The organism is Pseudomonas sp. SCA2728.1_7, from assembly GCF_018138145.1.
GTDB lineage: Bacteria > Pseudomonadota > Gammaproteobacteria > Pseudomonadales > Pseudomonadaceae > Aquipseudomonas > Aquipseudomonas koreensis_A.
In genome coordinates this window covers 3,684,025-3,697,102 of record NZ_CP073104.1, presented here as the reverse complement: position 1 = coordinate 3,697,102, position 13,078 = coordinate 3,684,025, and the positions used below count along the sequence as shown (strand labels likewise).

The 13,078-nt window shown below is 60.2% G+C and carries 9 protein-coding genes; all 9 read left to right on the top strand.

Features of this window, described 5'->3' with window-relative positions; translation table 11 throughout:
* Positions 1-57: 57 nt before the first annotated feature.
* The 9 genes from KBP52_RS16435 to gltB all read left to right on the top strand — a co-directional run bounded on the left by KBP52_RS16435 (position 58) and on the right by gltB (position 13,062).
* On the top strand, positions 58-1,122 hold the full coding sequence (locus KBP52_RS16435) for a pilus assembly protein PilM (protein WP_077570415.1): 1,065 nt from the start codon (positions 58-60) through the stop codon (positions 1,120-1,122).
* Positions 1,122-1,688 carry a PilN domain-containing protein gene (locus tag KBP52_RS16430; protein ID WP_116029243.1) on the top strand — a complete coding sequence of 189 codons (567 nt, stop codon included), beginning with the start codon at positions 1,122-1,124 and terminating at the stop codon, positions 1,686-1,688. The genes KBP52_RS16435 and KBP52_RS16430 overlap by 1 nt, the downstream gene beginning before the upstream one ends.
* Entirely contained in the window at positions 1,685-2,308 is a 624-nt protein-coding gene (pilO, locus tag KBP52_RS16425) for a type 4a pilus biogenesis protein PilO (RefSeq protein WP_212620563.1), read from the top strand. Before KBP52_RS16430 ends, pilO begins: the two co-directional genes overlap by 4 nt.
* Positions 2,305-2,832, top strand: coding sequence for a pilus assembly protein PilP (locus tag KBP52_RS16420; RefSeq protein ID WP_137218565.1), 528 nt, complete (start codon positions 2,305-2,307; stop codon positions 2,830-2,832). Before pilO ends, KBP52_RS16420 begins: the two co-directional genes overlap by 4 nt.
* Positions 2,833-2,845: 13 nt before the next feature.
* Entirely contained in the window at positions 2,846-4,888 is a 2,043-nt protein-coding gene (locus KBP52_RS16415) for a type IV pilus secretin PilQ family protein (RefSeq protein ID WP_212620562.1), read from the top strand.
* Between the two features lie 4 nt (positions 4,889-4,892).
* Positions 4,893-5,411, top strand: coding sequence for a shikimate kinase AroK (gene aroK / locus KBP52_RS16410; protein ID WP_011332081.1), 519 nt, complete (start codon positions 4,893-4,895; stop codon positions 5,409-5,411).
* A gap of 152 nt (positions 5,412-5,563) precedes the next feature.
* The gene (gene aroB / locus KBP52_RS16405; protein WP_212620561.1) at positions 5,564-6,664 is read left to right on the top strand and encodes a 3-dehydroquinate synthase; all 1,101 of its coding nucleotides are present in this window, start codon (positions 5,564-5,566) and stop codon (positions 6,662-6,664) included.
* A gap of 10 nt (positions 6,665-6,674) precedes the next feature.
* The gene (locus KBP52_RS16400) at positions 6,675-8,267 is read left to right on the top strand and encodes an AAA family ATPase (protein WP_077570428.1); all 1,593 of its coding nucleotides are present in this window, start codon (positions 6,675-6,677) and stop codon (positions 8,265-8,267) included.
* A gap of 349 nt (positions 8,268-8,616) precedes the next feature.
* Positions 8,617-13,062: a glutamate synthase large subunit gene (gene gltB / locus KBP52_RS16395; RefSeq protein WP_212620560.1), complete on the top strand. Its 4,446-nt coding sequence runs from the start codon at positions 8,617-8,619 to the stop codon at positions 13,060-13,062.
* Positions 13,063-13,078 lie beyond the last annotated feature (16 nt).

Genomic DNA, 13,078 nt, shown 5'->3' with positions numbered 1-13,078 from the left:
GGAACGCAATGCGTATTACAGAGTCCGTAACTCACGGAAAGTCATAGGGAATTGGTAGTGCTGGGACTCTTCAATAAAAAAGCCAAACCGTTACTGGGGATCGACATCAGCTCCACGTCAGTGAAGCTGCTGGAACTGAGCCGTCAGGGTGATCGCTACCGGGTCGAGGCATACGCGGTAGAGCCATTGCCGGTCAACGCCGTGGTCGAAAAGAACATCGCCGAGCTGGAAGGCGTCGGTCAGGCCCTGAGCCGCGTGCTGGTCAAGGCGCGCACCGGGCTCAAGAGCGTGGCAGTGGCGGTGGCCGGTTCCGCCGTGATCACCAAAGTCATCGAAATGGACGCCGGGCTGTCCGACGACGAACTGGAAAACCAGCTCAAGATCGAAGCCGACCAATACATTCCCTATCCGCTGGACGAAGTCGCCATCGACTTCGAAGTCCAGGGCATATCACCGCGCAATCCCGAGCGGGTCAACGTGTTGCTCGCCGCCTGTCGCAAGGAAAACGTCGAAGTCCGCGAAGCGGCGTTGGCTCTGGCCGGGCTGACCGCGCGGGTAGTCGATGTCGAGGCCTATGCACTGGAGCGCTCATTCGGTTTGCTCGCGACGCAACTGGCCGCCTCGCAGGAGCGCCTGACCGTCGCGGTGGTCGACATCGGCGCGACCATGACCACTCTCAGCGTCCTGCACAACGGCAAGATCATCTACACCCGCGAACAATTGTTCGGCGGTCGGCAATTGACCGAAGAAATCCAGCGCCGCTATGGCCTGACCCTCGAGCAGGCCGGGCTGGCAAAAAAACAGGGCGGTCTGCCCGATGATTACATCAGCGAGGTCTTGCAACCCTTTCGCGAGGCACTGGTACAACAGGTGTCGCGCTCATTGCAGTTCTTCTTCGCCTCCGGCCAATACAACGCGGTCGATCACATTCTGTTGGCCGGCGGCACGGCGTCGGTGCCAGGGCTGGACCGCTTGATCGAGCAACGCCTGAAGACGCCAACGCAAGTGGCCAACCCGTTTGCCAACATGGCCTTGAGCAGCAAAGTCAACGCTGGAGCGCTGGCCAGCGATGCGCCGGCGCTGATGATCGCCTGCGGGCTCGCGCTCAGGAGTTTCGACTGATGGCGCGGATCAACCTCCTGCCCTGGCGCGAAGAGCGCCGCGAAGAACGGCGCAAACGCTTTCTGCTGGCCTTGATCGGCGTGTTGGTCGGCTCGGTGGGCGCGGTGCTGATTGCTGATCAGGTCATCAGCGCGGCCATTGAGCGGCAAGTGGCGCGCAACGACTACATCGGCAAGCAGATCGCCGTGGTTGACGAGCGGATCAAGCAGATCAGCGAACTCAAAGCGCACCGCCAGCAACTGGTCGAGCGCATGCGCATCATCCAGGACCTGCAGGGCAACCGGCAGGTCAGCGGGCGAATCTTTGATCAGCTGGCGCGTACGCTGCCGGACGGCGTGTATTTCACAGAAGTGAAAATGACCGGCAAAACCCTGTCGATCAGTGGCGCCGCAGAATCCAACAACCGCGTTTCGGACCTGATGCGCAATCTCGAGGCATCGGACTGGTTCGATGCGCCGAGTCTCAACGAAGTCAAGGCGACGACCGCCGGCCAAGTGGACCAGACCAACACGTTTGAACTGACCGTACGGCAGACCCAGCCGCATGCCGTGGAGGACGAGCAATGAAGCCGTCCGAATGGCTGCAAAGTCTGCGCGACATCGATTTCAACGATCTCGACACCAGCAATATCGGTTCCTGGCCGGCGGCGGTGAAATTTATCGCCGGAGCGCTGTTGATGGTGCTGGTGTTGGCGCTTGGCTATAACTTTTTCACCAGTGATCTGGAAAACCAGCTGGAGGCCAAGCGCGAAGAAGAGGCCATGCTCAAGGAGCAGTTCGCCAGCAAGGCGCGTCTTTCAGCCAACCTTGAGCTGTACACCCAGCAAATGAAGGAGATGGAAAACACCTTCGGCGTGTTGCTGCGACAATTGCCCAGTGATACCGAAGTGCCGGGGCTGCTCGAAGACATCACCCGTACCGGTCTGGGCAGTGGTCTGGAGTTCGAAGAGATCAAACTGCTGCCGGAGGTCACCCAGCAGTTCTACATAGAACTGCCGATTCAGATCACCGTCACCGGGGCCTATCACGATCTCGCCACCTTCGTCAGCGGCGTGGCTGGACTGCCGCGCATCGTCACCCTGCATGATTTCGAACTCGCTCCTGCCGATAAAGAAGGCGGGCCGAAGCTGCGCATGAGCATCCTTGCCAAGACCTACCGCTATAACGACAAGGGGCTGCAGAAATGACCCCGATTCGTTGTATCGCGTTGGCGATGACGCTGCTCGCGTTGAACGGTTGTGGTGGCAATGACGACTTCAGCGATCTCGACGCCTACCTGAATGAAGTGCGCCTGCGCCCGGCAGGCAAGATTGAACCAACCCCGACATTCCGGTCTTACCCAACATTCACTTACAGCGCGGCCAACCTGCGCAGTCCGTTCTCGCGCCAGGTGCGCGTTGATCTGGCCGGGCAGAAACACGGGTCACGCAACGTCAAACCCGACCCCAATCGGGTCAAGCAATACCTCGAAGGTTTCAACATCGAGCAGTTCGAGATGGTCGGCACGATTGCCAATGCTTCCGGCTCCTTCGCGCTGCTGCGCGGTGCTGGCGGCGTGCATCGGTTGAAAGTCGGCGATTACCTGGGGCGCAACGACGGTCGCATCGTCGCCATCAGTGCCACCCAGGTCGATGTGGTCGAGATCGTTCCCGACGGCGAAGGCGCCTGGTTGGAGCGTCCGCGCACCATTCCTTTGAAAGAGCACTCATAGTGGAAGTCGAACAATGAACAGGATTTTCTCCACCCTCGGTTTTTCGCTATGGATAGCGCTGATGTCGCCGATGGTACTCGCGGCCAATCTGAAGACGCTGGATGTGGCAGCGTTGCCGGGTGATCGCGTCGAGCTGAAGTTGTCGTTCGACGGCCCGCCGCCGCAAGCCAAGGGTTACACCACTGAGTCACCGGCGCGAATTGCGCTGGATCTGCCCGGTGTCGCCAGTCAGTTGGCCAGCAAGAATCTTGATCTGGGCAGTGGTAATGCGCGCACGGCCACGGTGGTCGAGGCCAAGGAGCGGACGCGGCTGATTGTCAGTCTCACGCAGCTGGCGCCTTACACCACGCGGGTCGAAGGCAATAACCTGTTCGTGGTGGTTGGTCAGGGCGCACCGGCAGCGGCGCCGCGTCCTGCACCCGCCAAGGCCTTTGTGCCGAAAAACCGCGCGATTCGCGGTGTGGACTTCCAGCGCGGTACGGCAGGTGAAGGCAATGTCGTCATCGATCTGTCCGACCCGACCATTGCCCCGGATATTCAGGAACATGACGGCAAGATCATCCTCAGCTTTGCCCGCACGCAGCTGCCGGACAAGCTGCGGGTACGCCTCGACGTCAAGGATTTCGCCACGCCGGTGCAGTTCGTCAATGCCGGGGTGACCGCTGATCGCACGGTTATTACCGTAGAACCCAGTGGTACTTACGAGTACTCGACCTTCCAGACCGACAACAAACTGACCGTCAGCATCCGCCCAATGACGGTCGATGACCTGCAAAAACGCAACGCTGACCGTCAGGCGTACGTTGGCGAAAAGCTTTCGCTGAACTTCCAGGACATTGATGTGCGCTCGGTGCTGCAACTGATCGCCGACTTCACCAATCTCAATCTGGTCGCCAGCGACACGGTGCAGGGTGGCATTACCTTGCGCCTGCAAAACGTGCCGTGGGATCAGGCGCTGGATCTGGTGTTGAAAACCAAAGGCCTGGATAAACGCAAGATCGGCAACGTGCTGCTGGTGGCGCCGGCCGATGAAATCGCTGCCCGCGAGCGTCAGGAACTGGAGTCGCAGAAACAGATCGCCGAGCTGGCGCCGTTGCGCCGTGAGCTGCTGCAAGTGAACTACGCGAAGGCGGCGGACATCGCCAAGCTGTTTCAGTCGGTGACAAGCGCCGAAGCAAAAATCGATGAACGTGGTTCGATCACCGTCGATGAGCGAACCAACAACATCATTGCCTACCAGACTCAGGATCGTCTCGACGAACTGCGGCGGATCGTGGCGCAACTGGATATTCCAGTGCGTCAGGTGATGATCGAAGCGCGAATTGTCGAAGCCAACGTCGATTATGACAAAAGCCTCGGCGTGCGCTGGGGCGGTTCGATCCAGAACAAGGGCAACTGGAACGCTTCCGGGGTCAACGGTTCATCGACGACCATCGGTACGCCAGGCAGCACCAGTACCAACTCACCGTTCGTCGACATGGGCACAGTGGGCAATACTTCAGGGATCGGCATCGCCTTCATCACCGACAACGTGCTGCTCGATCTCGAACTGACCGCGATGGAGAAGACCGGTAACGGCGAAATCGTCTCGCAGCCGAAGGTGGTCACCTCCGACAAGGAAACCGCAAAAATCCTCAAAGGCACCGAAATTCCGTATCAGGAAGCCAGCTCCAGCGGTGCAACCTCGGTGTCGTTCAAGGAGGCTTCGCTGTCGCTGGAAGTCACCCCGCAGATCACCCCGGACAACCGGATCATCATGGAGGTCAAGGTCACCAAGGACGAACCGGATTACCTGAACAAAGTGCAGGATGTGCCGCCGATCAAGAAAAACGAGGTCAACGCCAAGGTGCTGGTCAACGACGGCGAAACCATCGTGATTGGCGGTGTTTTCTCAAATACTCAAAGCAAGGTCGTAGATAAGGTGCCATTTCTTGGCGATGTGCCGTATCTTGGCCGCCTTTTCCGGCGTGATGTGGTTTCGGAGAAAAAATCCGAGCTGCTGGTATTTCTCACACCACGTATCATGAATAACCAGGCGATTGCTGTGAGTCGTTGATTCTGTGCGAAATTTGATTCTTGTAGGACCGATGGGTGCTGGCAAAAGCACCATCGGCCGGTTACTGGCCAAAGAGCTGCGCCTGCCGTTCAAAGATTCCGACAAGGAAATTGAACTGCGCACGGGCGCCAATATCCCGTGGATCTTCGACAAGGAAGGCGAACCCGGCTTTCGCGACCGTGAGCAGGCGATGATTGCCGAGCTGTGCGCGTTCGATGGCGTGGTGTTGGCGACCGGCGGTGGCGCAGTCATGCGCGATGCCAATCGCAAGGCCCTGCATGAGGGGGGGCGAGTGGTGTATCTGCACGCCTCCGTCGAACAGCAGGTCGGCCGCACTTCGCGTGACCGCAATCGACCGTTGCTGCGCACTGCCAATCCGGAGAAAACCCTGCGTGACCTGCTGGCGATCCGTGATCCGCTGTATCGGGAAATCGCCGATCTGGTGGTGGAAACCGACGAACGGCCGCCACGCATGGTGGTGCTCGACATTCTCGATCGTCTGGCGCAACTTCCTCCCCGTTAAAGCAGCGCTCGAAATGCGCTATCCTCGGCGTCCTGTCACAGCCCGTCGAGGTTGTGGCGGATGGCGTGCGAGCGGCGTCATACCCGCTATAGGCCGCAGATAACCAATAATTCAGGGCAGGACGCCTGCTTCCATCTTCACTGTGGGGACACATGCAGACACTCAAGGTCGATCTAGGCGAGCGCAGCTACCCGATTCATATTGGCGAAGGTTTGTTGGATCAGCCCGAGTTGCTGGCACCGCATATCCATGGGCGGCAGGTGGCAATCATCTCCAACGAGATCGTTGCGCCGCTCTATCTTGAGCGTCTGACTCGCAGCCTGGCGCAGTTCTCGGTGATCTCCGTGGTGCTGCCGGACGGCGAGGCCTTCAAGAACTGGGAAACCCTGCAACTGATCTTCGACGGTCTGCTGACCGCCCGTCATGACCGCCGCACCACCGTGATCGCCCTCGGCGGCGGGGTGATCGGCGACATGGCCGGCTTCGCCGCTGCCTGCTACCAGCGCGGTGTCGACTTTATCCAGATCCCTACGACGTTGCTGTCCCAGGTCGATTCGTCGGTGGGCGGCAAGACCGGCATCAACCATCCGTTGGGCAAGAACATGGTCGGCGCGTTCTATCAGCCGAACGTGGTGCTGATCGATACGGCGTCCCTGAAAACCCTGCCAGAGCGCGAGCTGTCCGCCGGTCTGGCCGAAGTCATCAAATACGGGCTTATCTGTGACGAGCCGTTCCTGACCTGGCTCGAAGAAAACGTCGATGCCCTGCGTGGGCTGGATCAGAAAGCCCTGACTTACGCGATCGAGCGCTCCTGCGCAGCCAAGGCTGCGGTGGTCGGCGCCGATGAGAAGGAAACCGGCGTACGTGCCACGCTCAACCTTGGCCACACCTTCGGCCACGCCATCGAGACCCACATGGGCTATGGTGTCTGGTTGCACGGGGAGGCGGTGGCGGCTGGCACCGTGATGGCGCTGGAGATGTCTGCGCGTCTGGGCTGGATCAGCGAGCAGGAGCGTGATCGCGGCATTCGTCTGTTCCAGCGCGCCGGTCTGCCGGTGATCCCGCCGACGGAAATGACCGAAGCCGATTTCCTGGAACACATGGCAATTGATAAAAAAGTGATCGACGGTCGTCTGCGCCTGGTGCTGCTGCGCCGGATGGGCGAAGCGGTAGTGACCGACGATTATCCGAAAGAGGTTCTACAGGCCACGCTGGGAGCGGATTACCGCGCCCTGGCTCAGCTTAAAGGTTAATAAGATTCCGATGACTAGTTTGCATGCCGACGAGGCGTTCCTCGGCCATTTCCAGTTAAGTCACGACCCGTTCGCGCCACGCGTGCCGGGCTTCAAGTTCTTCCCGGCCCAGCGCAAACCGGTACTGGGTCAACTGCACCATCTGGCGCGTTACAGCCAATTGCTGCTGGTGGTCACCGGGCCGCAGGGCAGTGGCAAGACGTTGTTGCGTCAGGCGCTGGTCGCCAGCACCAACAAACAGTCGGTGCAGAGCGTGGTGGTTTCCGCCCGTGGTGCCGGTGATGCCGCTGGCGTGCTGCGCCAGGTTGCGCAGGCACTGAACGTCGCTCAGGCCGAAGTTGGCGCGATTCTGGATCAAGTGGTGCAACTCGCGCTGACCGGCCAGGAAGTCTATCTGTTGGTGGATGACGCCGAGCAGCTCGATGAATCCGCCCTCGAAGCGCTGATGGCACTGGGTGCCGGCGCACCGGAAGGTCGCCCGCACGTGTTCCTGTTCGGTGAATCGTCGCTGATTGCTCAGCTCGAGGCTTTGCACCTTGAGGAAGAGCGTTTCCACGTCATTGAATTGCAGCCGTACACCGAAGAAGAAACCCGCGAGTATCTCGACCAACGGCTCGAAGGTGCTGGCCGGGGTGTCGAACTTTTCAGCGCGGATCAGATCTCTGATATTCACGAAAGTGCCGAGGGTTGGCCGGGCAACATCAACCAGGTCGCTCGCGATGCTCTGATCGAAGTCATGATTGCCAGCCGCTCAGCGGTCAAGCGTCCAAGTATGGGGTTCAACATGCCGAAGAAACACGTATTGGCGATTTCCGCCGTCGTTGTGGTCGCGGTCGCTGCCGCCTGGCTGATGCCGGGTCGCAACAAGGCGCCGACCACCGGTGCACCGGCCAATGAACAGGCACAGTTGCCATTGGGCCAGGGCGCAGCCAATGGCGGCGCACCGAACGTCGAGTTCGCCGGTAATACACAGCCGATGCCGCTGCCGCTGGTCGGCAACTCGCAACCGGTAATGCGCGGTCCGTTGGCCGAAGCGGCCGGTGGCATTACCGAAGGCGACGATGGCGTACCGCTGGAAGGTTCCAGCGACACCCCGCCGACCGTTACTACCTCCGCACCGCCTGCGGGCGTTCCGGCCGGCCCTGCGCCGACACCGGTTCCGTTGCCAGCGGCCAAGCCGACGCCGGCGCCGACGCAAGTTGCCACCGCCAAGCCTGCTCCGGCCGCGCCAGTCGCCAAACCAGCTCCAGCGCCAGCCAAGCCAGCCGCGGCTGCCAAACCGGCCGAGAAGCCGGTGACCGTCGCCAAGGCTGCTGGTGGCAGCTGGTACGCCGGCCAGCCGACCGGCAACTATGTGGTGCAGATCCTCGGCACCAGCTCCGAAGCCGCTGCGCAAAACTTCGTCAAAGAGCAGGGCGGCGAGTACCGTTATTTCAAGAAAGTTCTCAACGGCAAACCGCTTTACGTGATCACCTACGGCAACTTCGCCAATCGTGATGCAGCCGTTTCTGCCATCAAGGCCTTGCCAGCGAAGGTTCAGGCTGGTAAACCTTGGCCTCGCACTGTCGCCAGCGTCCAACAGGAACTGGCAACAACTCGCTGAAGATTCGGCGGCCTTACCCAGGCCGCCTCTCCAAGCACCTCAAAATTTCTACGAGTGCGCGCTTCCTTCCAGGTCGCGTGCCTTGTGGTGTCTGCGTCACAGTAGTCTTTGAGTCGTTGCGGTCAAAATTAAAAAAGTTTTGACTAGCACAGCAGATCGCTTTAAACCTTTCACAAATGCGACATGAATTTGCGACATTTCGTCGTCAAATTTGTGAGCCTCTGTGTCGCTGTGTACAATGACCACCCTTTTGCCCCTGCTAAGCTGGCGTACGTTCGGCGCGGGATGCAAGTGGTTGAATTGAAAAGAAATTTGCCTCGAAAAGAGGCAGCCTGGTGAGAAAGTGTCTATGAAAGCAGGTCTGTACCAACCAGATGAATTCAAGGATAACTGCGGTTTCGGCCTGATAGCCCACATGCAGGGCGAGCCCAGTCATACCCTTTTGCAAACGGCCATCGAGGCCCTGACCTGCATGACCCACCGCGGTGGGATTAATGCCGACGGCAAGACCGGTGACGGTTGCGGTCTGCTGATTCAAAAACCTGACGCGTTCCTGCGAGCCATTGCCCAGGAAACCTTCAGCGTCGAGCTGCCCAAGCAATATGCAGTGGGCATGGTCTTCTTCAACCAGGATCCGGCCAAGGCCGAAGCCGCTCGCGAGAACATGAACCGCGAGATCCTCGCTGAAGGCCTGCAACTGATCGGCTGGCGCAAAGTGCCAATCGACACCAGCGTCCTCGGCCGCCTCGCCCTTGAGCGCCTGCCGCAGATCGAGCAGGTGTACATCGGCGGCGAAGGCCTGAGTGATCAGGACATGGCCGTGAAGCTGTTCAGTGCGCGTCGCCGTTCGTCGGTGGCCAACGCAGTCGATTCCGACCACTACATCTGCAGCTTTTCGCACAAGACCATCATCTATAAAGGCCTGATGATGCCGGCCGACCTGGCCGCATTTTATCCAGACCTGAGCGACGAGCGCCTGCAAACCGCGATCTGCGTGTTCCACCAGCGCTTCTCCACCAACACCCTGCCGAAATGGCCGCTGGCCCAGCCATTCCGCTTCCTCGCCCACAACGGCGAGATCAACACCATCACCGGTAACCGCAACTGGGCACAGGCTCGTCGGACCAAGTTCACCAATGATCTGATGGATCTGGAAGAACTCGGCCCGCTGGTCAACCGTGTTGGCTCCGACTCCTCGAGCATGGACAACATGCTCGAACTGATGGTCACCGGTGGCATCGACCTGTTCCGTGGCGTGCGGATGATCATTCCGCCGGCGTGGCAGAACGTTGAAACCATGGACCCGGATCTGCGTGCGTTCTACGAGTACAACTCGATGCACATGGAGCCGTGGGACGGCCCGGCCGGCGTGGTGATGACCGACGGTCGTTACGCGGTGTGCCTGCTCGACCGTAACGGTCTGCGCCCGGCGCGCTGGGTCACCACCACCAACGGTTTCATCACCCTCGCCTCGGAAATCGGTGTGTGGGACTACAAGCCTGAAGACGTGATTGCCAAAGGCCGTGTCGGCCCTGGCCAGATCTTCGCCGTGGACACCGAAACCGGGCAGATCCTCGACACCGATGCGATCGACAACCGTCTGAAATCCCGTCATCCATACAAGCAATGGCTGCGCAAGAATGCCCTGCGCATTCAGGCGACCATGGAAGACAACGACCACGGTTCGGCGTTTTACGACGTCGATCAGCTCAAGCAATACATGAAGATGTATCAGGTCACGTTCGAAGAGCGCGATCAGGTCCTGCGCCCACTCGGCGAGCAAGGCTACGAAGCCGTTGGTTCGATGGGCGACGACACACCGATGGCTGTGCTGTCGCAGCGCGTGCGTACGCCGTACGACTATTTCCGTCAGCAGTTCGCGCAGGTCACCAACCCGCCGATCGACCCGCTGCGTGAAGCGATCGTGATGTCGCTGGAAATCTGCCTCGGTGCCGAGCGCAACATTTTCCAGGAGTCGCCGGAACACGCCTCGCGCGTGATCCTCAGCTCGCCGGTGATCTCGCCGGCCAAGTGGCGCTCGCTGATGAACCTCGACCGTCCGGGTTTCGAACGGGCGATCATCGACCTCAACTACGACGAAAGCGTCGGCCTCGAAGCGGCGATCCGCAATGTCGCCGATCAGGCTGAAGAAGCCGTGCGCGGCGGGCGTACCCAGATCGTCCTGAGCGACCGTCATATCGCCCCGGGCAAGCTGCCGATCCACGCTTCGCTGGCGACCGGTGCCGTACACCATCGCCTGACCGAAAAAGGCCTGCGTTGCGATTCCAACATCCTCGTTGAAACCGCGACCGCCCGTGACCCGCATCACTTTGCGGTGCTGATCGGTTTCGGCGCCTCGGCGGTGTATCCGTTCCTGGCCTACGAAGTGCTGGGCGACCTGATCCGTACCGGTGAAGTGCTGGGCGACCTCTATGAGGTGTTCAAGAACTACCGCAAAGGCATCACCAAAGGTCTGCTGAAGATCCTGTCGAAGATGGGCATTTCGACCATCGCTTCCTACCGCGGAGCACAATTGTTCGAAGCGATCGGCCTGTCCGAAGAAGTCTGCGATCTGAGCTTCCGTGGCGTGCCGAGCCGCATCAAGGGTGCGCGTTTCGTCGACATCGAAGCCGAGCAGAAAGCACTGGCCACCGAAGCCTGGAGTCCGCGCAAGCCGATCCAGCAGGGCGGTCTGCTGAAGTTCGTCCACGGTGGCGAATATCACGCCTATAACCCGGACGTGGTCAACACCCTGCAAGCCGCCGTGCAGCAGGGCGACTACGCCAAGTTCAAGGAATACACCTCGCTGGTGGACAACCGTCCGGTGTCGATGATCCGCGACCTGTTCAAGGTCAAGACCCTCGACACGCCGCTGGACATCAGTGAAATCGAGCCGCTGGAATCGGTGCTCAAGCGCTTTGACTCCGCCGGTATCTCGCTGGGCGCACTGTCGCCGGAAGCTCACGAAGCCTTGGCCGAAGCCATGAACCGCCTCGGTGCGCGTTCGAACTCCGGCGAAGGCGGTGAAGACCCTGCGCGTTACGGCACCATCAAGAGCTCGAAAATCAAGCAGGTCGCGACGGGTCGTTTCGGTGTAACCCCTGAATACCTGGTCAACGCCGAAGTGCTGCAGATCAAGGTCGCGCAAGGCGCCAAGCCGGGCGAAGGCGGGCAACTGCCGGGTGGCAAGGTCAACGGGCTGATCGCCAAGCTGCGTTACGCAGTGCCGGGCGTGACCCTGATTTCGCCGCCGCCGCACCACGACATCTATTCGATCGAAGACTTGTCGCAGCTGATTTTCGACCTGAAACAGGTCAACCCGAAGGCGCTGGTTTCGGTGAAACTCGTCGCCGAAGCGGGCGTCGGCACCATCGCCGCCGGTGTGGCCAAGGCCTATGCGGACTTGATCACCATTTCCGGTTACGACGGTGGTACCGGTGCTTCGCCGCTGACCTCGATCAAATACGCTGGCGCACCGTGGGAACTCGGCCTCGCCGAAACTCACCAGACCCTGCGCGGCAACGACCTGCGTGGCAAAGTCCGGGTGCAGACCGACGGCGGCCTGAAAACCGGCCTCGACGTGATCAAGGCTGCAATTCTCGGCGCCGAGAGCTTCGGCTTCGGTACTGCGCCAATGATCGCGCTGGGTTGCAAATACCTGCGTATCTGCCACCTGAACAACTGCGCCACCGGCGTTGCGACGCAGAACGAGAAGCTGCGCAAGGATCACTACATCGGTACCGTCGACATGGTGGTGAACTTCTTCACCTACGTCGCCGAAGAAACCCGTGAGTGGCTGGCCAAGCTCGGCGTGCGCTCCCTCGAAGAGCTGATCGGTCGTACCGATCTGCTGGAAATCCTCGAGGGCCAGACCGCCAAGCAAAACCATCTGGACCTGACGCCGCTGTTGGGCAGCGATCACATCCCGGCGGACAAGCCACAATTCTGCGGCGTTGAGCGTAACCCGCCGTTCGACCAAGGCCTGCTGGCCGAGAAAATGGTCGAAATGGCGTCGTCGGCGATCAACGACATGAGCGGCGCCGAGTTCGATCTGGACATCTGCAACTGCGATCGTTCGATCGGCGCGCGGATCTCTGGCGAAATCGCCCGCAAGCACGGCAACCAGGGCATGGCGAAAGCGCCGATCACCTTCCGCTTCAAAGGCACTGCCGGGCAGAGCTTCGGCGTGTGGAACGCCGGCGGTCTGAACATGTACCTCGAAGGCGACGCCAACGACTACGTCGGCAAAGGCATGACCGGTGGCAAGCTGACCATCGTGCCGCCGAAGGGCAGCGTTTACAAAACTCAGGAAAGCGCCATCATCGGCAACACCTGCCTGTACGGCGCCACGGGCGGCAAGCTGTTCGCCGCCGGCACCGCAGGCGAGCGTTTCGCCGTGCGCAACTCCGGTGCCCACACGGTTGTGGAAGGCACTGGCGATCACTGCTGTGAGTACATGACCGGTGGTTTTGTCTGCGTTCTGGGCAAGACCGGTTACAACTTCGGCTCTGGCATGACCGGTGGTTTCGCCTACGTGCTCGATCAGGACAACACCTTCGTTGACCGGGTCAACCACGAACTGGTGGAAATCCAGCGGATCAGCGGTGAGGCGATGGAAGCCTATCGCAGCCACCTGCAAAACGTGCTGAACGAGTACGTCGCGGAAACCGACAGCGAGTGGGGTCGTGAACTCGCCGAAAACCTCGATGACTACTTGCGCCGTTTCTGGCTGGTCAAGCCCAAGGCTGCCAACCTGAAATCGTTGCTTTCCAGCACTCGTGCCAACCCGCAGTGATATGCGCCTGAAGAGT

Bases quoted from the DNA above. Each gene is read 5' to 3' on its own strand.
- KBP52_RS16420 (WP_137218565.1), top strand. From the start codon at position 2,305: ATGACCCCGATTCGTTGTATCGCGTTGGCGATGACGCTGCTCGCGTTG.
- aroB (WP_212620561.1), top strand. From the start codon at position 5,564: ATGCAGACACTCAAGGTCGATCTAGGCGAGCGCAGCTACCCGATTCAT.
- KBP52_RS16400 (WP_077570428.1), top strand. From the start codon at position 6,675: ATGACTAGTTTGCATGCCGACGAGGCGTTCCTCGGCCATTTCCAGTTA.
- KBP52_RS16415 (WP_212620562.1), top strand. From the start codon at position 2,846: ATGAACAGGATTTTCTCCACCCTCGGTTTTTCGCTATGGATAGCGCTG.
- KBP52_RS16430 (WP_116029243.1), top strand. From the start codon at position 1,122: ATGGCGCGGATCAACCTCCTGCCCTGGCGCGAAGAGCGCCGCGAAGAA.
- pilO (WP_212620563.1), top strand. From the start codon at position 1,685: ATGAAGCCGTCCGAATGGCTGCAAAGTCTGCGCGACATCGATTTCAAC.
- gltB (WP_212620560.1), top strand. From the start codon at position 8,617: ATGAAAGCAGGTCTGTACCAACCAGATGAATTCAAGGATAACTGCGGT.